The organism is Acidimicrobiales bacterium, from assembly GCA_033344915.1.
In the GTDB taxonomy this organism is placed as follows: domain Bacteria; phylum Actinomycetota; class Acidimicrobiia; order Acidimicrobiales; family Aldehydirespiratoraceae; genus JAJRXC01.
Window position 1 is genome coordinate 4,009,456 of sequence record JAWPML010000001.1, and the last position, 19,525, is coordinate 4,028,980.

The 19,525-nt window shown below is 69.6% G+C and carries 20 protein-coding genes; 17 read left to right on the top strand and 3 right to left on the bottom strand.

Going from position 1 to position 19,525, the window contains the following annotated elements; all coding sequences use genetic code 11:
- Nucleotide 1: 1 nt before the first annotated feature.
- From R8F63_19500 to R8F63_19575, 16 genes are all read left to right on the top strand, one after another.
- Entirely contained in the window at nt 2–871 is an 870-nt protein-coding gene (locus tag R8F63_19500) for a P1 family peptidase (protein ID MDW3220794.1), read from the top strand.
- Complete coding sequence (gene tsaE, locus R8F63_19505) at nt 868–1,359, top strand: tRNA (adenosine(37)-N6)-threonylcarbamoyltransferase complex ATPase subunit type 1 TsaE (GenBank protein MDW3220795.1); 492 nt, start codon at nt 868–870, stop codon at nt 1,357–1,359. The genes R8F63_19500 and tsaE overlap by 4 nt, the downstream gene beginning before the upstream one ends.
- Entirely contained in the window at nt 1,356–2,003 is a 648-nt protein-coding gene (gene tsaB, locus R8F63_19510; GenBank protein MDW3220796.1) for a tRNA (adenosine(37)-N6)-threonylcarbamoyltransferase complex dimerization subunit type 1 TsaB, read from the top strand. Before tsaE ends, tsaB begins: the two co-directional genes overlap by 4 nt.
- The gene (rimI, locus tag R8F63_19515) at nt 2,000–2,512 is read left to right on the top strand and encodes a ribosomal protein S18-alanine N-acetyltransferase (GenBank protein MDW3220797.1); all 513 of its coding nucleotides are present in this window, start codon (nt 2,000–2,002) and stop codon (nt 2,510–2,512) included. Before tsaB ends, rimI begins: the two co-directional genes overlap by 4 nt.
- Before the next feature lies 1 nt (nt 2,513).
- Complete coding sequence (gene tsaD / locus R8F63_19520; protein ID MDW3220798.1) at nt 2,514–3,518, top strand: tRNA (adenosine(37)-N6)-threonylcarbamoyltransferase complex transferase subunit TsaD; 1,005 nt, start codon at nt 2,514–2,516, stop codon at nt 3,516–3,518.
- A gap of 76 nt (nt 3,519–3,594) precedes the next feature.
- Nucleotides 3,595–5,313, top strand: coding sequence for a GGDEF domain-containing protein (locus R8F63_19525; protein ID MDW3220799.1), 1,719 nt, complete (start codon nt 3,595–3,597; stop codon nt 5,311–5,313).
- Complete coding sequence (locus R8F63_19530) at nt 5,310–7,019, top strand: GGDEF domain-containing protein (GenBank protein ID MDW3220800.1); 1,710 nt, start codon at nt 5,310–5,312, stop codon at nt 7,017–7,019. Before R8F63_19525 ends, R8F63_19530 begins: the two co-directional genes overlap by 4 nt.
- On the top strand, nt 7,016–8,671 hold the full coding sequence (locus R8F63_19535; protein ID MDW3220801.1) for a GGDEF domain-containing protein: 1,656 nt from the start codon (nt 7,016–7,018) through the stop codon (nt 8,669–8,671). The genes R8F63_19530 and R8F63_19535 overlap by 4 nt, the downstream gene beginning before the upstream one ends.
- Nucleotides 8,672–8,769: 98 nt before the next feature.
- Nucleotides 8,770–9,060 carry a co-chaperone GroES gene (groES, locus tag R8F63_19540; protein MDW3220802.1) on the top strand — a complete coding sequence of 97 codons (291 nt, stop codon included), beginning with the start codon at nt 8,770–8,772 and terminating at the stop codon, nt 9,058–9,060.
- Nucleotides 9,061–9,070: 10 nt separating this feature from the next.
- The gene (gene groL, locus R8F63_19545) at nt 9,071–10,717 is read left to right on the top strand and encodes a chaperonin GroEL (protein ID MDW3220803.1); all 1,647 of its coding nucleotides are present in this window, start codon (nt 9,071–9,073) and stop codon (nt 10,715–10,717) included.
- A gap of 153 nt (nt 10,718–10,870) precedes the next feature.
- Nucleotides 10,871–11,023 carry a hypothetical protein gene (locus tag R8F63_19550; GenBank protein ID MDW3220804.1) on the top strand — a complete coding sequence of 51 codons (153 nt, stop codon included), beginning with the start codon at nt 10,871–10,873 and terminating at the stop codon, nt 11,021–11,023.
- 32 nt (nt 11,024–11,055) lie between these two features.
- Complete coding sequence (locus R8F63_19555; protein MDW3220805.1) at nt 11,056–11,784, top strand: CoA pyrophosphatase; 729 nt, start codon at nt 11,056–11,058, stop codon at nt 11,782–11,784.
- 28 nt (nt 11,785–11,812) lie between these two features.
- The gene (locus R8F63_19560; protein ID MDW3220806.1) at nt 11,813–12,193 is read left to right on the top strand and encodes a hypothetical protein; all 381 of its coding nucleotides are present in this window, start codon (nt 11,813–11,815) and stop codon (nt 12,191–12,193) included.
- A 60-nt stretch (nt 12,194–12,253) separates the two neighbouring features.
- Nucleotides 12,254–13,123 carry an IMP dehydrogenase gene (locus tag R8F63_19565; GenBank protein ID MDW3220807.1) on the top strand — a complete coding sequence of 290 codons (870 nt, stop codon included), beginning with the start codon at nt 12,254–12,256 and terminating at the stop codon, nt 13,121–13,123.
- Entirely contained in the window at nt 13,120–14,673 is a 1,554-nt protein-coding gene (gene guaA / locus R8F63_19570) for a glutamine-hydrolyzing GMP synthase (GenBank protein ID MDW3220808.1), read from the top strand. Before R8F63_19565 ends, guaA begins: the two co-directional genes overlap by 4 nt.
- 9 nt (nt 14,674–14,682) lie before the next feature.
- Entirely contained in the window at nt 14,683–15,246 is a 564-nt protein-coding gene (locus tag R8F63_19575; GenBank protein MDW3220809.1) for a TIGR03086 family metal-binding protein, read from the top strand.
- A 225-nt stretch (nt 15,247–15,471) separates the two neighbouring features.
- On the opposite strand, the gene R8F63_19580 is transcribed toward R8F63_19575, so the two are convergent.
- On the bottom strand, nt 15,472–16,407 hold the full coding sequence (locus tag R8F63_19580) for a TIGR03621 family F420-dependent LLM class oxidoreductase (GenBank protein MDW3220810.1): 936 nt from the start codon (nt 16,405–16,407) through the stop codon (nt 15,472–15,474).
- A 113-nt stretch (nt 16,408–16,520) separates the two neighbouring features.
- On the opposite strand from R8F63_19580, the gene R8F63_19585 reads away from it, so the two are divergent.
- Entirely contained in the window at nt 16,521–17,633 is a 1,113-nt protein-coding gene (locus R8F63_19585) for a substrate-binding domain-containing protein (protein ID MDW3220811.1), read from the top strand.
- 11 nt (nt 17,634–17,644) lie between these two features.
- Here the strand turns inward: R8F63_19585 and R8F63_19590 are convergent, their stop codons facing one another.
- On the bottom strand, nt 17,645–18,304 hold the full coding sequence (locus tag R8F63_19590) for a PhoU domain-containing protein (protein ID MDW3220812.1): 660 nt from the start codon (nt 18,302–18,304) through the stop codon (nt 17,645–17,647).
- Nucleotides 18,305–18,317: 13 nt separating this feature from the next.
- Entirely contained in the window at nt 18,318–19,457 is a 1,140-nt protein-coding gene (locus R8F63_19595) for a Na/Pi symporter (protein MDW3220813.1), read from the bottom strand.
- Nucleotides 19,458–19,525: the final 68 nt, after the last annotated feature.

Sequence of the window (19,525 nt, forward strand, 5' to 3'; positions counted from 1 at the left end):
CGTGGAACTCGCCGTCGCCGGACTCACCGTCGGTCACTGGACCGACCCGGAGGCCCGTACCGGCTGCACGGTGGTGCGGTTCCCGAGCGACACCGTCGCCTCGGGGGAGATCCGGGGTGGCGCGCCGGCCAGTCGTGAGTTCGCGTTGCTCGAACCGACCCGTCTCGTTTCCCACATCGACGCCGTGGTGCTGACCGGCGGGAGCGCGTTCGGCCTGGCCGCCGCGGACGGCGTCGTCGCCGTGCTCGAGGACGAGGGCCGCGGCTTCCCCACGGCGAACGGCCCGGTGCCGATCGTGGTCGCGCTCGGGTTGTACGACCTCGGCGTCGGGCGGGCCGACGTGCGGCCCGATGCCGCCGCCGGAGCCAGTGCGGCGCGGGCCGCCGACGCCGATCCGGCGACGGGCGCGGTCGGCGCCGGTGCGGGCGCGATGGTGGGGAAGTGGCGGGACCCTGCCGAGGCTCGCCCGGGAGGCATCGGGATCGTCAGCGTGACCCGCGGTGAGCTCGCGGTGAGCGTGATCCTGGCCAACAACGCGGCGGGCGATGTCGAGGACGGTCTGGTGAGCGCGACCGTGCGGGCCGGCACGTTCCCGGGATTCCCGGACCGTGAGGGCTACGCCAGCAATACGGTGATCGGGGTCGTGGCGACCAACGCCCGACTCGACAAGGTCGGGTGCCGTGTGGTCGCCGAGGGCGCTCACGACGGGCTCGCCCGGGCCATCACGCCACCCCACATGCGCTCCGACGGAGACGCGTTCGTCGCCGCGTCCACCGGGCTCGTCGAGGCGCCGGTGGACGAGGTGCGCCTCCTCGCCGTCGTCGCGGTGGAGCAGGCCGTGCGGGAGTCGGTCGGTAGCATCGAGGGGTGAAATCCGCCTCCGAGATCCGGCTTCGCACCGCCACTGCCGCGCAGACGCGTGGCCTCGCGGCCGCGATCGCGCCTTTGGTCGGCGATGGCGACCTGCTGATGCTCGTCGGCGATCTGGGCGCCGGCAAGACCGCCTTCACCCAGGGTCTCGCGGCGGCGCTGGGCGTGACCGAGCCGGTCACGAGTCCCACCTTCACCCTCGCCAACCGGTACGAGGGTCGTCTCGTGGTCAACCATCTCGACGTCTACCGCATCGAGGCGTTGGAGGAGGCCCAGGACCTCGCCCTCGTCGAACTGCTGGAGGAGGGCGTCACGTTGATCGAGTGGGGCGACATCATCCTCCCGGCGCTGCCCGAGGACCGGCTCGACGTCCGGATCACGTTCGGCGACTGTGACGACGACCGCGAGTTCGTGATCGCGGCCGTCGGCGCGCGGTGGACCGGGCGCATGGAGGCACTCCGGGGCGCACTGGGGGAGTGGGCCGCGTGAACGCACCCCTGATCCTCGCGATCGAGTCCGCCACCTCGTGTGTCGGCTGCGCGCTCGGCACGGTCGACGGTGCCCTCGCGGCGACCCACACCGTGCAGGCGCGGCGCCACGCCGAGTCGTTGGCGCCGCAGATCCGGTCGGTACTCGCCGAGGCGGGGCGCGCCGTGCGCGACATCGACATCGTGGCGGTGGATGTCGGCCCCGGTCTCTACACCGGCCTCCGCGTCGGCATCACCACCGCGCGGGCGATGGCCCACACGCTCGGCGTCCCGATGGTCGGGGTCACGTCGCTCGAGGCGGTCGCCTGGCAGGCGGGCGTCGACGTGACCGTCGCGCTCGATGCCCGTCGCCGCGAGGTCTTCCACGAGACCTTCACGGCCGGGATCGGGAGCGGGCCGGCGGTCGGCCCGCCGACGGATGCCATCGCCGCGGGCCGGACGCTCGTCGGCGACGGTGCGGCGGAGTACGAGTCCGACGTCCTCGCCGCCGGCGCGACCGTGGACCACACCGTCACCGCGTACCCCCTGCCGGAATCGATCCTCGCGCTCGCCGCCGGTCGGGTCGGCGAGGCGGGAGCTCCCGAGACGATCCGACCGCTCTATCTCCGCGCCCCGGACGCCGTCGCGAAGTTCGGTCCGGCATGACCGCACTCCGGATCGAGCCCATGAGGGCCCGTCACATCGATGCCGTCCGGGCGGTCGACGAAGCCGTCTACCCGAATCCGTGGTCCGTGGACACCTGGCGCAAGGAGCTCGGGGGTGCCGACCGGCATCATCTCGTTGTGATCGACGACGATCGTCTCGTCGCCCATGCCGGTCTGTTGTTCGTGCTGGACGAAGCCCATGTCACGACCGTCGCCGTCCTGCCGGACCGCCAGAGCGAAGGAATCGCCACCGCCCTGCTCCTCGCCCTGCTGACCGAGGCGCGGCGTCACGGGAGCGCGGCGGCGACGCTCGAGGTGCGCGCCGCGGACGAACGGCCGCAGCAGCTCTACGCCCGCTTCGGCTTCCGACCCGTCGGGGCCCGGAAGGGCTACTACTCCGACCCCGACGACGACGGGATCGTCATGTGGTTGACCGATCTCCAGTCCGACGAGACCGCCTCCCGGTTCGCGGGTCTGACCGCCGCCCTCGCCCCGGCCCCGGAGGCCTGACATGACCGCTGACATCATCCTCGGCATCGAGACCAGTTGCGACGAGACCGCCGCCGCCGTGGTGGTGGGCGGGTCGGACGTGCGGGCGAACGTGGTCTCGTCGCAGGTCGACATCCACGCGCGCTACGGCGGCGTCGTGCCCGAGGTCGCGAGCCGAGCCCACGTCGAGACGATCATGCCGGTCGTGGACGAAGCCCTGGCGGTGTCGGGGCTGCGACCCGACGAGATCGACGCGGTCGCCGCCACCCACGGCCCGGGCCTCGTCGGCGCATTGCTCGTCGGGGTGTCCGCGGCGAAGGCGATGGCGCTCGTGTGGGATGTGCCCTTCATCGGCGTCAACCATCTCGAAGCCCACCTGTACGCCTCGTTCCTCGAGGAGCCGGACCTCGAGATGCCGCTCGTGATCCTGCTCGTGTCGGGTGGCCACACGATGCTGATCCTCATGGAGGATCACCTGCGCTATCGCGTGCTCGGCGCGACCGTCGACGACGCGGCCGGCGAGGCGTTCGACAAGGTCGCGCGCGTCCTCGACCTGGGCTATCCCGGCGGGCCAGCGATCGATCGGCTGAGCGCCGATGGTGACCCGGATGCGATCCCGTTCCCGCGGGCGATGGCCAACGACGGATGGAACTTCTCCTTCAGCGGCGTGAAGACCGCCGTGGTCAACCATGTCCGCAAGCACCCCCACACGCCGATCGCGGACGTGGCGGCCTCGTTCCAGGAGGCGGTGGCGGATGTGCTCCTCACCAAGGCGCGCAAGGCGGCCCGGCAGTACGGCGCCAGCGGCCTCTGTCTCGCCGGCGGCGTCGCCGCGAACTCGCGCCTGCGCGAGCGGGTCGCCGAGGCGGCGGCCGCGGACGGGCTCCGCGCCTTCCTCCCGAGTCGTGCGATGTGTACCGACAACGCCGCGATGGTTGCCGCCGCGGGCTGGTGGCGCCTGGCTGCGGACGGTCCATCGGGCCTGGATCTCGGCGCCGATCCGTCATTGCGTCTCCCGACGAACTGAGTCGAACGGCCCCTTCGGCCCGGACCATCGTCGGTGGTCGCTGAAGTGACACAAGACCCGGGACGATCGGAATGGTGTGAACCGTTTCGCGCGCCGCCTCCTGCAACGTGATGTGCCGCTCGATGCCCGCTTCCAGCGCGGCATCCGGGCGGGCTTCCTCGTTGCCGCGGTCCTGGCGTTGGGGACGCTGGTCCTCACCGAGGTCACCAGCACCTCGCTCGAGCGGGACGTGGCCGCCCTCGACGAGCTCAGTGAGCAACGAGCCGAGGTCGCCCGCATCGGGTCCCTTCTGCCCGTGCTCGCGGGGGCAGAAGACCCGGCTCTGGCCGACGACCTACGCATCGAGATCGGCGTCGCGCTCGAGTCGGTCGCCGCCCGCCAGATCACCCTGCGGATCGACCATCCGGAGATCGTCGGGAGCGACGTCGAGTTCGATGGATCGACCATGCGCTTCGATCAGGCTTTCCAGCGGATGACGGCCGAGGTCGAGATCGCCGTCGAGGAGCTTGCGGACCCGAATCTCGCCGCGGGTTCTCGGATCGATGTCGTCGGCGACGCCGCCGTCGCGGTCACGGCCCTCGACGTCAGCTATGCGGGCGCCGCGGACGGTCGTGCCGGGGACGGTCTCGCCGCCGCCGGCGCACTGCGGGTGATCGGCCGCTGGGTCGCCGGCATCGGCATCCTCCTGGCCGCCGTGCGGCTTCTCGTCCTCGGGCGGCCGCTTGTCTCGCAGCTCCGGACCGACCAGGTCATGCACCAGAGCGTGGCCGACGAACAGCAGGAGGTGCAGATGCGCACCCTCGTCAACTCACGCCTCGTCGAAGGCCTGGAGGCGGTCGACACCGAGGCCGGGATCCAGGTCGCACTCACGCGGATCGTCGGACGCCTCTTCGGTGACCGGCCCGCGGAGGTCCTGCTCGCCGACTCCTCGCAGGCGCATCTCAGCCTCTTCGCCCACAACGAGACCCTGCCCGCCCCCGGATGCCGCGTGCAGTCCCCCTGGTCGTGCCCCGCGGTGCGGCGGGCCGGCACCCAGATCTTCGACGACTCCGAGGGCATTCGGACGTGTCCTTACCTCTCCGACCGGTCCGGCGGCGCCTGCTCTGCCGTGTGTGTGCCGGTGACGTTCGTCGGCGAGTCCATGGGTGTGCTCCACGTCACCGGTGAGGTCGGGTGGACGCCCAGCGACTTCGACATCTACGCGCTGGAGGCCGTCGCCGGTCAGACCGCGGTCCGGCTCGGCGCGATCCGCTCGTTCGAGAAGGCGGAACTCCAGGCCAGTACGGATGTCCTCACCGGCTTGCCGAACCGCCGAGCGGTCGAGGATCGCCTCGCCCGGTTCATCGCCACCCGCGCCCGTGGCGCCGTGGCGATGGCGGATCTCGATCGCTTCAAGCGGCTCAACGACACCTACGGCCACGAGGCTGGCGATCGTGCCCTGCGCATGTTCGCAGACGTCGTTCGGGGCGCGGTTCGCACGGACGACCTCGCCGGCCGGTGGGGTGGGGAGGAGTTCGTCCTGCTGCTCCCCGGTCTCTCGGCGCGAGAGGCGGCCGAGGTCCTCGATCGGATCCGGACCGATCTCGCCGCCGCGTGCGAACGCAGCGACGGGCCGCCCTTCACCGTGTCGATCGGCGTCGTCGACACGACCGCGGGAGACAGCGTCGACGCGCTCGTGGGGCTGGCGGACGATTGTCTGTACGCCGCGAAGGAAGCGGGCCGCGATCGGGTGATCGTGGGGCCGGTCTCGTCGGCGGGCGACACCGCGTCGACCCACGTAGGGGTCATGGCATGAGGCGCCTCCTGCGGAAGCGGCCGAGGAAGCGGACGCAGAAGCCACTGCACACGCGGTTCGCCCGCGGGTACATCGCGGGACTCGTCGCCGGTGTCGTGTGCGGAGCGGGCGTGTGGTTCACGACCCAGACGACACTCGACGCCGTGGGTGAATCGAACCGTGAGTCTCGGGTGGCCAACTCCATCGTGGCCGAGACCCGCTCCGTCGCTGCGACGCTCGGCGCGGTCGAGGACGAGCCGCACTCCATCGTCCTGCGCTCCACCCTCGGGCGTGAGCTCGCCGAGCTCGATGAGATGTGGGCCATCCTCCTGGCTTCGGACGACCTGCCCGACGACGTCGCTCTCGTGCTCGCCGGATCGAGCGGGCTCGGAGCGCAGATGGACTCGTTCATCGCGGATGCCTCCGCGCTCGCGGCCGATGCGTCACTCGGCACCGCCGCGCTGGGAGCGGCCGATGGGGTGGAAGCAGGTCGACTCGAATCCACGGCGGCGACCATGACCGGTCGGCTGGAGAGCATCATCGCCTCCTTCGAGGCGCGCGGCGACGATGCGATCGCGGGCATGCGAACGACCAGCCACGCCACGTTCGTCTTCATCGCGTTCTTCATGGTGGTCCTCGTCGGGGTGCTGCTCCGCCCACTCAAGGAGCAGCTGAAGAACGAGTCCGAGGCTCTCCGGGATGCCAATCGTTCGCACAAGAACGAAGCTCAGCGCCAGGAGCTGGCCTCGCACCTGAGCGATGGACTCGAGGCGGCGGAAACGGAAGAGGAAGCGCAGCTCGTCGTCGGCCGGGCCTTCAGCCGGCTGCTCCCCGACCACCCCGTCGAGATGCTTCTCGCCGGCACGGACCACGGCACGCTGCGCCAAACGGTGACCCACCCCCAGCACGGTGGTCCCGGTTGCGGTGTCGAGGACCCGTGGACGTGCCCGGCGGTGCGCCGGGGGCGGACCATGAACTACGACGATTCCCGAGCGATCAACGCCTGTCCGCACCTCGCGAAACGAGAGGGTGGCGCGTGCGCGGCGACGTGCGTCCCGGTCAGCTTCATGGGTCAGTCGATGGGTGTCCTCCACACCACGCGAGCGGTCGGCGCAGAGGCGCCGCGGGCGGGCAACGAGATCCTCGGCCTCATCGCGAGCCAGGTGTCGATTCGTCTCGGCACGCTGCGATCGTTCGCCCAGGTCGAGATGCAGGCGTCGACGGACGCGCTCACCGGCCTGCCGAACCGCCGCGCGACCGAAGACCGACTGCGCCGGCTGTTGAACGCCGGCACCGGCGGCGCCTTGGCGATGGCCGACCTCGATCAGTTCAAGCTGCTCAACGACCGCTACGGCCACGACGCCGGCGATCGGGCGCTGCGCATGTTCGCCGAGGCGGTCGCCGAGGCGTTGCGGGGTGACGATTGGATCGGTCGCTGGGGAGGGGAGGAGTTCCTCCTCGTCATGCCGGGACTCGATGTCCACGAGGCCAAGGAAGCGCTCGACCGTGTGCGTGCCCATCTCGCCGACGCGTGTGCGCGGGCCGAAGCGCCGAGCGTGACCGTGTCGATGGGTGTCGTCGACACCACGGCCGCATCCGGCGCCGACGACCTCGTCCGGCTCGCGGACGACGCACTGCTCGTGGCCAAGGCCCAGGGCCGTGACCGGGTCATCACGGGTCCGGTCCTGGGTCCGATTCCCGACGACGCGGACGCGATCACCTCATGATCCGTGCGCGAGCGGCCGTGTCGAGCTGGTGGTCCGGCGTCGAGCGACACGCTCGCCTCAAGGGCGCGGTGCTGCTGTGCCTCGGGGTCCTGTTCGCCCTGGTGGTCGCCTTCGTCATCACCGTGCGAACGCTCGCTGTCCAGGCGGAGGTCGGGCTCGGACATGTCGACGAGTTCTCGTCCGCGGCCGCTCAATCCGAGAACGTGGGCGTGCTCCTCGGTACCGGGATGATCTCCACGGACGAGGCCCGCACCGAACTGGTCGCTGCGCTGGAGGCACTTACGCGCGACATGGATGTGATCGATCCCGACGGCACGTCCGACGCGGCGGGCGAGTTGGCCGAGCTGACCCGGTCCGTTTCGGAGTACGTCGACGCGTCGGCGGACACGAGAACCCTGCTCGAAGGAACCATGCGTGACCTCGCCGGCCGCTTCGAAGACCTGGCGGTCCAGCTGGAGGTGGAGAGCCGCATCCAGACCACGGCGACGCTCGACCACCTCGATCGTGTGTTCACGATGATGCAGATCGTGGCCGTGAGTGCCGCGATCATCTTCCTCTTCGTCGTCGCGACGCAGATCCTCCCCCTGACGCGTTCGATCCATCGCTCGATGGCGAAGCTGCGGGAGTGGAACGAGCTCGCCGCGTCGGAGTCCCGTCGTCGCACCCTGTCGCGTCAGGTCATCGAGGGGCTGGACGATGCGGTCGACGAGTCCGCGGCCTATGGGGTCATCGCCCGTTCCCTGCGTCTCGCAACCCCTGACCATCGGGCCGAGATGCTCCTCGCCGACTCGTCGCAGGCCCACCTGCGCGCCGCCGTGGTGCATCCCGAGAACGGCTCGCCGGGTTGCGGCGTCGTGTCCCCGTGGTCCTGTCCGGCAGTCCGCCGCGGGACCACGCAACGCTTCTCCGACTCCGAGGCGATCCGGGCCTGCCCGCACCTGGCCCGTCGTGACGAACCGTGCTCCGCCGTCTGCGCCCCGATGACGTTCATGGGCGAGCCCATGGGCGTCCTGCACGTCACCGGCCCGGTCGGGGAAACGGCGACCGACGAGCTCGTCACGGACATCTCGATGCTCGCGGCCGAGTCGGCGACCCGCGTGGGCACGCTGCGGGCATTCGCCCGCGCCGAGCTGCAGGCTGCAACCGACGTGCTCACCGGTCTGCCGAACCGGCGGGCGTCGGAGGAGCGGTTGCGAACCCTGCTGGGCACCGATCACGGTGGCGTGGCCGCCGTGATCGAGATCGTCGGGCTCCGGGCGATGAACGACGAGCACGGCACCCCTGCCGGCGACATCGCGCTCAAGGTTGCGGCGGAGGCCCTGTCCCAGGCGATGCGGGCCGACGACTGGTGCGGCCGCTGGGCCGGCGCGGAGTTCGTGGCCGTCCTGCCGGGCGAACGAGCGACGACCGCCCGGGAGGTCGTGGCGCGGGTCGAAGCACACATCCGCGACATGCTCGCCGCCGCGGACATGCCGGAGCTGCGCACCGTCGTGGGCATCGCGGACACGCGTGGGGCCCGCACGGCGCACGGGATGATGGGCCTCATGGGTGACGCGCTCGCCGACGCCCGGCGCGACGCGGGGGAGACCCCGGAGGAGACGGCGGACGCAGACGAGAAAATTCTCTCCGATCCGCAGTTGTCCACTCCGTGAGTCGGTTCTAGCATTAGCACTCGCGACATCCGAGTGCTAACGATCCGTTGGCCCCTCGTGATGAAGCGAGTGTCAACCAACCGATCTCGGAGGATCGAATGAGCTTGCAGCCCCTCGAAGACCGCATTGTGGTCCGCTCCAGCGAAGCGGAGTCCACCACGGCCAGCGGTCTGGTCATCCCCGATACTGCGCAGGAGAAGCCGCAGCAGGGTGAAGTCATCGCCGTCGGCCCCGGCCGTCGCTCGGAGCAGACCGGGGAGATCATCCCGGTCGACGTCGCCGTCGGCGACACCGTCGTCTACAGCAAGTACGGCGGCACCGAGATCACCGTGCAGGGCGAGGAACTGTTGATTCTCAACGCCCGCGACGTCCTCGCCAAGATGGGCTGAGGTACGAACCATGTCGAAAGAACTGAAGTTCAACGAAGATGCGCGCCGTCGGCTCGAAGCCGGCGTCAACAAGCTGGCCGACGCCGTCAAGGTCACCCTTGGCCCGAAGGGCCGCAATGTGGTGCTGGACAAGAAGTTCGGTGCGCCCACGATCACCAACGACGGCGTCTCGATCGCTCGCGAGATCGAGCTCGAGGACCACTTCGAGAACATGGGTGCCCAGCTCGTGAAGGAGGTGGCGACCAAGACCAACGACATCGCGGGTGACGGCACCACCACCGCCACCGTGCTGGCGCAGGCCCTCGTCAAGGAAGGCCTCCGCAACGTCGCCGCCGGCGCCAACCCCATGGGCCTCAAGAAGGGCATGGAGAAGGCCGTCGCCGCCGCGGTGGACAGCCTCGCCACCCAGGCCGTGCAGGTCGACGACAGCAAGGACAAGATCGCTCAGGTCGCGTCCATCTCGGCTGCCGATCCCGCCATCGGCGAGGTCATCGCGGAAGCGATCGACAAGGTCGGCAAGGACGGTGTGCTCACCGTCGAGGAGTCCAACACCTTCGGCATGGATCTCGAGTTCGTCGAGGGCATGCAGTTCGACAAGGGCTACCTGTCGCCGTACTTCGTCACGGATGCCGAGCGCCAGGAAGCCGTGCTCGAGGAGCCCTACATCCTGTTCAACCAGGGCAAGATCTCGAACGTGCAGGATCTCCTGCCGGTGCTCGAGAAGGTCATGCAGTCGGGCAAGCCGCTGCTGATCGTCGCCGAGGACATCGAGGGTGAGGCTCTCGCCACGCTCGTGGTGAACAAGATCCGCGGCACGTTCAACTCCGTCTCCGTCAAGGCCCCCGGCTTCGGCGAGCGACGCAAGGCGATGCTCCAGGACATGGCGATCCTCACCGGTGGCCAGGTCATCGCCGAGGAAGTCGGCCTCAAGCTCGACACTGCCGACCTCAGCCTGCTGGGTCAGGCCCGCAAGATCGTCGTCACCAAGGACGACACCACCATCGTCGAGGGCGCCGGTGACAGCGCCGACGTCGAGGGTCGGGTCAACCAGATCAAGGCCGAGATCGACAACACCGACTCCGACTGGGATCGCGAGAAGCTCCAGGAGCGTCTCGCGAAGCTGGCCGGTGGCGTTGCCGTCGTCCAGGTCGGCGCGGCCACCGAGGTCGAGCTCAAGGAGAAGAAGCACCGCATCGAAGACGCCGTGTCGGCGACCCGTGCGGCGATCGAGGAAGGCATCGTCGCCGGTGGCGGCACCGCCCTGCTCCGTTCGCGTGCTGCGGTCAACGACATCCTCGGCTCGCTCGAGGGCGACGAGGCCACCGGTGCCCGGATCATCGCGAAGGCGCTCGAGGCTCCGGCCAAGCTCATCGCGGCGAACGCGGGCCACGAGGGCGCCGTCATCGTCCAGACCGTCGAGGCGGCGTCCGGGGCCACCGGCTTCAACGCAGCCACCGGCGAGATGGTCGACCTCATCGAGGCCGGCGTCATCGACCCGGTCAAGGTCACCCGTGCGGCGCTGCAGAACGCGGCGTCGATCGCCGGTCTGCTCCTCACCACCGAGGCACTGATCGCCGACAAGCCCGAGGAAGCCCCGGCCATGCCCATGGGCGGCGGCGACCCCATGGGCGGCATGGGCGGCATGGGGATGATGTAACCCTTCCCCTTCTGTGAGTAGAAACCAGCACCTGGTGCTGACTTCTACTCACAGAACGAAGGATTGCGGGGCGGCCCGGGCTTCGGCTCGGGCCGTTTCGCGTTCAGGGACGGGGGCATCGATGCAGGGTGGGGGGTGGATAGCCTCGTCGGCATGGATCGACCGCCGCCGGACCCGCACAAGCTGCTCTCCCAATGGGAGGAGTGGGAACGCGGTGAGACCCCGCCCGGACGGGTGATGAGCAACCTGAAGACGGGTGGGCTCCCGGACCTGCTGCGGGCACTGATCGAGGGTGCTGACTCCTGAGCGATCCCACCGCCCCGCAGGACGAGTGGCCCGTGTCGACGGAGCCGCTTGCGCCCGTTCCGCCGGGCCGGGGTGGACCGCAACGTATTCCCCGGCCGGAAGGCGCGGCCCTCGGCGGCCCGCCGCCCTGGGTCGAGTCGCCACCGGAGTCCCGTCGGCCCTCCCTCGACGACGTCGTCGGCGCCCTGCACGGTCGCGGTTCGGTCCGTATCGGCGACGAGATGCCCGACGTCCGCCAGAGCGCGGTGTTGTGCCTGCTCTACGAGGAGGACGGCGAGGCCCATGTGGTGTTGACCCGACGGGCCCGGGGCATGCGCCACCACGCCCACGAGGTCGCGTTCCCTGGCGGCCGGCGCGACGACACCGACCCCGACCTGTGGGCGACCGCGGTCCGCGAGGCCGAGGAGGAGGTGGCGCTCGACGCCTCCGTGATCGAGCACGTCGGCGCGCTCGACAGCTTCGTCACCGTCGGCTCGCGCACGCTGGTGACCCCGTTCGTCGCCGTGACAGACCGTCGCCCCGATCTCACCCCGTCGCCGGTCGAGGTCGAGGAGATCCGCCACGTCTCGCTGTCCGAGCTGCTGCTCGACGAGGTCTGGCGCGAGGAGATCTGGCCCCTGCGCCACTTCGGCCGGCCGCGGGCGATCACGTTCTTCGAGTTGGAGGGTGACACGGTCTGGGGCGCGACCGGAGCCATGTTGCGTCAGCTGCTCGCCGTCACGACCGGGGCGCACGACCGCATCGTCGGGGGGCCGGGCTGATCCGGCGTTCGCGCCCTAGTATCGATCGATGCCCGAGATCCGTTTCAGCGCCGACACCCACCCCGAGTTGGTCCGCCAGGTCACGGTCTGGCTGGAGTCGACGGACGGCGACCGCACCGCGGTCGACGTGGTCGAAGGAAGTGCGGCGCTGACCAAGGACGCCCTACGGATCGTGGCCGCGGCCGCCCCTGCACCGATCGCCGACAGTGAGCTCGTCAGGCGCCTCACCGAGCTCGGCCATTCGGCGGTCGACGCCCAGCGTGACGCCACGCTCGCCGGCCTCGACGCGCTCGCCCAGGCGACCGACGGCACCCTGGTCAAGAAGGTGTCCGAGGGGGGCACGAAGGCCGCCTACGAGATGAACGCCAAGGTCGCCAAACAGCTCATGAAGTCGCTTCTCGGCGGCTAGGCTCCTCTCTTTCCACCCGGGCTCCCGCCGGTCGGCGAGGCCCGACGAAAGGTCGAGCGCGTGGCCGAGATCCAGATCGGGCAAGGCAAGAGCGGACGGCGGGGCATCGACCTCGCGGACGTGTCCATCGTGCCGGCACGGCGCACGCGCGACCGCGGCGACGTCGACTTGTCGTGGAAGATCGACGCGTACCGGTTCGCGCTCCCGTTCGTCGCCGCCGGCATCGAGCGGCCGTTGGGCACCGATGACGCGATCGCGGTCGGCGAGCAGGGTGCGCTCGCGCTGATCGACCTCGAGGCGATCTGGGCCGAGACCCCCGACCCGGGCGAGGTCAGTGCCCACATCGCCAAGGTCAAGAGTGCGGACGTGCGGGTCGCGGTGTCGGTGAGCGCGAGTCACGTCGAGGAGCTCGGCCCCCACGCGATCGCGGGTGAGGCCGACATCCTCGTGATCCAGGGAGACGTCGTGTCGGCCGAGACGGTGTCGTCGGACGAGACAACGCTCAACCTCAAGACGTTCATCCGCCGCCTCGACATCCCGGTGATCGTCGGCGGCTGTGGCAGCTACTCGGCCGCCCTGCACCTCATGCGCACCGGCGCCGCCGGCGTGATCGTCGGTGTCGATCTGCCCGACCTCGGAGTGGGCGTGCCCCTCGCCTCTGCGATCGGCGACGCCCGCAGCGCCCGCGTCCGCCACCTCGACGAGACCGGCGTCTACTGCCACATCATCGCCCGGGGCCCGATCGCGAGCGGCGCCGACGTGGCGCGCGCCGTCGCCTGTGGGGCCGATGCGGTCCTCGTCGACGCCTCCGTGGTCGTGAACGCCGATCCGCAGGCCGACGACGTCGTGGGCAACCTGCGGGCAGCGATGGCCACGTGCGGGTACACCGATCTCAAGGCCTTCCAGAAGGCGGAAGTGGTGGTTCGATGAACGCATCGGCCCCCGGCAGCGAGGAGCTCGTCCTCGTCGTCGACTTCGGCGCCCAGTACGCCCAGCTGATCGCCCGGCGGGTGCGCGAGGCCCACGTCTACAGCGAGATCGTGTCGCCCACGATCGCCGCCGCCGAGATCGCGGCGAAGGAGCCGATCGGCATCATCTTCAGCGGCGGCCCCGATTCGGTCCACGCCGAAGGGGCGATCGCCATCGATCCGGGCGTCTACGAGCTCGGCATCCCCATCCTCGGCATCTGCTACGGCGCCCAGCTCATCGCCCAGCAGAACGGCGGCCTCGTCGACCGCACCGATCGCGGCGAGTACGGCCGCACGACGCTCACCGTCGAGGGGCGCGACAGCACCCTGCTCGGCGGCACCCCGGCCGAACAGAAGGTCTGGATGAGCCATTTCGACGCGATCGTGAAGCCGCCCCTCGGCGTCACCGCCATCGCGAGCACCCCGGACGCCCCGGTCGCCGCGTTCGAGGACAGTGAGCAGAAGCTCTACGGGGTGCAGTTCCATCCGGAGGTCATGCACACCGAACACGGCCAGCACGTGATCGAGCAGTTCCTCGAGCACGGCTGTGGCGCGACGGGCTCCTGGACGATGGCGTCGATCATCGACACCGCGGTCGAACAGATCCGCGAGCAGGTCGGGGAACGCCAGGTCATCTGTGCGCTCTCTGGTGGTGTCGACTCCGCGGTGGCCGCCGCGCTCGTGCACAAGGCGATCGGCGATCAGCTCACGTGTGTCCATGTCGACACCGGCCTGATGCGCCTCCACGAGGCCGATCAGGTGATCGAGACCTTCGAGCGCAACTTCGGTGTCCATCTCATTTTCGTGGACGCGGGGGAGCGGTTCTTCTCGGCCCTCGCGGGCATCACCGAGCCCGAGGCCAAGCGCAAGGCGATCGGCGAGCTGTTCATCCGCGTCTTCGAGGACGCGAAGGCCGAGGCCCGGGGCGCCGAGTTCCTGGTGCAGGGCACCCTCTACCCCGATGTCATCGAGTCCGGCAGCGAGCACGCCTCGACCATCAAGTCGCACCACAACGTCGGCGGGCTCCCGGAGGACATGGAGTTCGAGCTCATCGAGCCGCTCCGCAGCCTCTTCAAGGACGAGGTCCGTCAGGTCGGATCGGAACTGGGTCTGCCGGACGAGATCGTCCAGCGCCAGCCGTTCCCCGGTCCGGGTCTCGGTGTGCGCATCATCGGCGAGGTCACGCCTGACAAGGTCGCGACGCTCCAACATGCCGATTTCATCGTGCGCGAGGAGCTCAGGAATGCCGGCCTGGAGGGCGAGATCTGGCAGTCGTTCGCCGTGCTGCCCGACATCCGCAGCGTCGGCGTGATGGGTGACGAGCGCACCTACGGCTATCCGATCATCATCCGGGCCGTCACCAGCGAGGACGCCATGACCGCCGACTGGGCACGCATCCCCTACGACGTGCTCGAGTCGATGAGCAGCCGCGTGATCAACGAGGTTCCCGGCGTCAACCGCGTCGCCTACGACATCACGTCGAAGCCGCCCGGCACGATCGAGTGGGAATAGCGGATGGGCGTGACCCTCGGCCCGGCCGAGGCGTACCAGCGGGCGGCCGCGCTGTTCGGGGAGACGATCACGGCACTGTCCGATGACGAGTGGGAGTTGGCGACCGGCGACGACTGGACGGTCGTCACCACGGTCGCCTGGGTCGTCGTGGGCGACTCCCACATCGCCACCGCCGTGGCCGGTGAGCCCCTCGGTGCCGTCGGTGAGTTCGACGCCGCCGTACTCGGCACCGCGCCGGTCGCGGCCTGGCGGGGGACGGCGGTCGGCGCCATCGCGGCGCTGCGCGAGCCGGGCGCGCTCGCCGGTGTGGTCAGCCACCCGGACGGAGAGCTCGCCGTCGCGGACCTCGTCGGCCAGCGCGTGAGCGAGAACCTGGTCCGCGCCTGGGACATCGGCCGCGCCGTCGGCCGGATCGTGGAGATCCCCGAGGATCTCGCCGACTGGTGTCTCGACTTCTGGGCCGCACACGCCGACGCCGTCCTGGCCGGTGGTGTGCTACCCGACACTCCACTCGAGCCGCCGGCCGATGCGTCGCCGGTCGAGCGGCTGCTCGCTCTCACCGGCCGCGCCTGACCGCCGTCTTCAAGGTTCGGTGTCAGGTTCGGGGTCTGGCCTGGGCTGCCGCAGTGTTCGCCGCCACGTTTTGCGACATGCGACAACGGTTCCCGCGATCGTCGCCGGGCCCGGTCGCCGGTGTCGGTGACATGCCGGCGCGCCCCGCTCATTGCTTGTTGCTTGTTGCTTGTTGCTTGTCGCTTGTCGCAAAACGTGGCGGGAGTCGTCGACTGCGTCTCGCCTTCAGCGGACGCCGCTGAGTCGCTCGACCACCGGGGCCATCGTCTCGAGCGCGTCGGCGCTCCAGGTGACGTAGGACAACCCCCACCGCTCCCGCCACGAGCGGATCGACGCACACATGTCATCGACGGTGCCGACGAGCGCGTGGGGCATGGTCGCCGCGTCCTCGGGGGTCCGACCGAACCCGGGCGCGAGTGCGGCCATGGTGCCGTCGCGGTCGTCCGTCTCCATGACGAAGTGGACCCGGGTCTGCAGCTCGACGTCGTCGAAGCGATCCCCGGCACCGGCACGGATGGCGTCGATCTTGGCGTCGGTCATCTCGGCCGTGCCGGTCGCTCCGGCCGCGACGTCGAACGCCCCACCGGCGAGCGAGAAGTTGATGCCGACGATGTCCGCCTCACGGCCGGCGAGTCGGAGCACCCGAGCGCCCCCGCCGGCGAGGAGCAGGGGCGGGTGCGGTCGCTGCGTCGGCGTGGGCCGGCCGACATGGCCCTGCACGCGATAATGCTCGCCGTCGTGGGAGTACGCGTCGCCGGCGAAGCACCGCCGCATGACGGCCACGGACTCGGCGAGCCGGGTGATGCGGGTGCCCGGCGGGTCCAGGGGGATACCCGTGCGCTCGTAGTCCGACGTCTGCCAGCCGGCCCCGATGCCCCAGTCGACGCGGCCGCCGGACAGGACGTCCAGCGTCGCCAACTCCTTCGCGAGCACGACCGGGTTCCGGAAGTCGTTCGCGAGCACGAGGGTGGTCAGCCGGATGGTGTCGGTCGCCCCGGCCGCGGCGGTGAGAGCGACGAGCGGCGCCAGTCCGTCGTCGAGATGGTCCGACATCGAGATCGACGCGTAGCCGAGCGCCTCGGCCCGCTCCGCGAGGGCCACGAACTCGTGGATGTCGGTGAGCGCACCACCGGAGACGCCGAATCGGAAGGGCTTCGTCATGGTCGGCGAACCTACCGCCGCTGGGGCTCGTTCACCGAGAGTTCAGGTCGTGCCGGTGGGGCGTTCACCCGGGCGGCTCCTCGATGCAAGACGGGGTTCGTACGTTGCCGGCCATGCAAACACCAACCAAGCGAAGCTCCCTGCTCGCCATCACCCTGCTCCTTCTCGTCAGCCTGTTCGCAGCGGCGTGCGGAGACGATGGCGACACCACGAACACCGAGGAGAACAACCAGTCCCCGGACGTCCCCGAGCCGACCGACGACGTCGGGTCGGCCTCAGAGATCGAGGGTCAGTTCCTCGTGTCCGGATCCTCGACCGTCTATCCGATCGTCCTGAAACAGGCGGAGGAGTTCTCGGCCGCCAACGGTGCGGTGGCGATCTCCGTCGAGGGGCCGGGTTCCGGTGACGGCGCCCAGAAGTTCTGCGCGGGGGAGGTCCCCATCGCGAACGCCTCCCGCCTCTTCAAGGACGAGGAGATCGAGATCTGTGAGGCCGCCGGCATCGAGTTCATCGAGATCCGGCGAGGGATCGACGGCATCTCCGTCATCACCTCCTCGTCGAACGACGCGATCGAGTGTCTGTCGTTCAACGACCTCTACGCCCTGCTGTCCGACGAGGCCTTCGGCTTCGAGTCGTGGTCGGACGCCAATGCCGTGACGGCCGACTGGTCCGGCACGGAGTTCCCCGACGAAGCGCTCGAGGTCTTTGCCCCCGGCCAGGAATCCGGTACCTACGACTCCTTCGGTGAGATCGTCATCGAGTCCGTGTACAAGGGCAAGACCGGGCTGGACGTCGAGGCCCGTGAATTCGTCGAGTCGATTCGCAACGACTACGCCGCGAGCGGCAACGACAACGTCATCATCGAGGGCATCGCCTCGAGCCCGTACAGCCTCGGCTGGGTCGGCTACGCGTTCGCCCAGGAGGCAGCGGATGCCGGCACCGTGAGCCTCGTCTCGGTGAGCGTCGAGGACGGCGGCGAGTGCGTCACGCCGACGCCGGAGACGATCGCCGATGCGTCGTTCCCGATCGCCCGCTACCTGTACACCTACGTCAACGCCGAGGCCGCGGCGAACGATCCGGCGGTCGCCGCCTTCGTCGACTACATGCTGAGCGACGCCGGCCTCGAAGCCGTCACCGCCGCCGGCTATGTGGACCTGTCGGACGCGGACCAGACCCTGGCGGCGGCGGTCTGGGAGAACCGGACCACCGGTCGCAGCTGGAACTGAGCCGGCGACGTTCAGTCGTCGAGGTCGTCGTCGTGGACCTCGTGGTGCAGTGGCTCCGTTGCGGAGATCACGATGCCCGCGAGGTTCGCGACGATGCGCTTCCAGTAGCGATACAGGATCGCCCGGGGCACGACCTCCGACCCCGGCTGATCCGAGTGCATGCACTCCCGGATCTGGGTCTCGAGTGAGAAGCGCAACGCATCGGCTCGTTCCCGGAACGCGGCGGCCGTCGTGGCGTCCGGTTCCGAGACGATGTCGGCGGTCTCGCCCATCATGGCGGAGATCTCCCGTCGGGTCGCCGTGAGTTCGGCCGAATCGGCGGTGCCGCTCAGGTCGACGCCCTCCTGGGCGAGGTCGAGGATGTTCTTGGCCTGGTCGCCGATCCGTTCGATCTTCTTGATCAGCAGGGTGTAGGCGAGGACCGCGCCGATGTCGTCGGTGCCCTGGACGGAGACGTGCACGACCAGCTCCCGTCGTAGCTCGTGCTCGGTCGCGTTGATCCGATCGTCGGTGCTGTACACGTCGTCGGCGACGGCCTCGTGGCTGGCGCCGCTGAGCAGTGCCGTCGAGGCCATGTCGAAGCTGTGGCGGGCGTCGGCGAGCATCGACACGGTGTGCGCGGTGATTGCCTCGAAACCACCCTCGGACCGGCGGAAGAACGACATGACCATGATGCGGGGCCTTTCAGCGGAACGTCGCGACGCCGACGAGCGGCACGATGAAGAAGACGGTCACCACATAGGTGACCGCCAGAGCTTGGCGGGTGACGGCGAGTTCGGCCAGCCCTTGGGCGAGCCGGATCGGGATCTCGCGCACCCGCTCGATCGGGTAGAGGAGCAGGATCCCCGTCACGTTGAAGATCGTGTGGACGAGCCCGACGGTCAGCGCCTCCGGGCGGGACGCGGCGAGCGCGGCCAGCAGCGCCGTGATCGTCGTTCCGACGTTGGCGCCGAGCGTGACGGGGAAGATGTTGTGCAGGCTCACCACGCCGGCCGCGGCGAGCGGAATCATGATCGACGTCGTGATGCTGGAGGACTGCACCGACACCGTGATGATGAGGCCGAGGAGCATGGCGACGGTGCCGCCGCCACGGCCGAGCACGGCATTGAGCGACCGCTCGACGCGGTCGGCGACGAGCTGGCGCATGTTCTTCGTGATGAACGTGAGCGCGAGGAGTACGACGACGAGACCGGTGATGACCATGACGGTGCCGAGGATGTTCTCCTCGAACCCGACGTCGGCGTAGACGTCCTGGATCCAGCCGACCGGCTCCTTCACCCACCGCTTGATCGGGCTCTTCCAGTCCGATCCGGCCGCCCCGACGAGCTGCTCGCTGATCGCCTCCGCGGCGGAGCTCAGCCACCCGGTGACCAACTCGACCGGGAGGAGGATGGCGACGGCGATCACGTTGAAGAAGTCGTGCACCGTGGCGGCCGCGAACGCTCGCTTGAACTCCTCCGACTGACGCATCGACCCGAGCGACACGAGCGTGTTGGTCACGGTCGTGCCGATGTTGGCACCCATGATCATCGGGACGGCGGCGTCCACGCCGAGCGTGCCGGCACCGACGAGGCCGACGATCACACTGGTACTCGCGGAGGACGACTGCACGAGCACCGTGCCGAGGATCCCGACGAACAGACCGGCGAGCGGATTGCTGACGCCCTCGAAGAGACTCTTCTGGGTGTCCTCGCCCATGACCTTGACGCCGGACTCGAGCAGCGAGACGCCGACGAGGAATCCGTAGATGAGCAGGAACACGAGCACGGAGCGCGCCCACGTCGGCATGCCGCGATCGTCCGGCCGCGCCGTCGTGCTCGTCATACGACGGCGAAACGTAACAGTTCGCCACGGACGCTGCTGGCGCTGTTCACCGGTTGTTCACCTGGAGC

What these genes read in the sequence shown, in the direction of transcription:
- rimI (MDW3220797.1), top strand. Translation starts at nt 2,000, where the DNA reads ATGACCGCACTCCGGATCGAGCCCATGAGGGCCCGTCACATCGATGCC.
- tsaD (MDW3220798.1), top strand. Translation starts at nt 2,514, where the DNA reads ATGACCGCTGACATCATCCTCGGCATCGAGACCAGTTGCGACGAGACC.
- R8F63_19530 (MDW3220800.1), top strand. Translation starts at nt 5,310, where the DNA reads ATGAGGCGCCTCCTGCGGAAGCGGCCGAGGAAGCGGACGCAGAAGCCA.
- R8F63_19535 (MDW3220801.1), top strand. Translation starts at nt 7,016, where the DNA reads ATGATCCGTGCGCGAGCGGCCGTGTCGAGCTGGTGGTCCGGCGTCGAG.
- groES (MDW3220802.1), top strand. Translation starts at nt 8,770, where the DNA reads ATGAGCTTGCAGCCCCTCGAAGACCGCATTGTGGTCCGCTCCAGCGAA.
- groL (MDW3220803.1), top strand. Translation starts at nt 9,071, where the DNA reads ATGTCGAAAGAACTGAAGTTCAACGAAGATGCGCGCCGTCGGCTCGAA.
- R8F63_19550 (MDW3220804.1), top strand. Translation starts at nt 10,871, where the DNA reads ATGGATCGACCGCCGCCGGACCCGCACAAGCTGCTCTCCCAATGGGAG.
- R8F63_19560 (MDW3220806.1), top strand. Translation starts at nt 11,813, where the DNA reads ATGCCCGAGATCCGTTTCAGCGCCGACACCCACCCCGAGTTGGTCCGC.
- guaA (MDW3220808.1), top strand. Translation starts at nt 13,120, where the DNA reads ATGAACGCATCGGCCCCCGGCAGCGAGGAGCTCGTCCTCGTCGTCGAC.
- R8F63_19580 (MDW3220810.1), bottom strand. Translation starts at nt 16,407, where the DNA reads ATGACGAAGCCCTTCCGATTCGGCGTCTCCGGTGGTGCGCTCACCGAC.
- R8F63_19585 (MDW3220811.1), top strand. Translation starts at nt 16,521, where the DNA reads ATGCAAACACCAACCAAGCGAAGCTCCCTGCTCGCCATCACCCTGCTC.
- R8F63_19590 (MDW3220812.1), bottom strand. Translation starts at nt 18,304, where the DNA reads ATGGTCATGTCGTTCTTCCGCCGGTCCGAGGGTGGTTTCGAGGCAATC.
- R8F63_19595 (MDW3220813.1), bottom strand. Translation starts at nt 19,457, where the DNA reads ATGACGAGCACGACGGCGCGGCCGGACGATCGCGGCATGCCGACGTGG.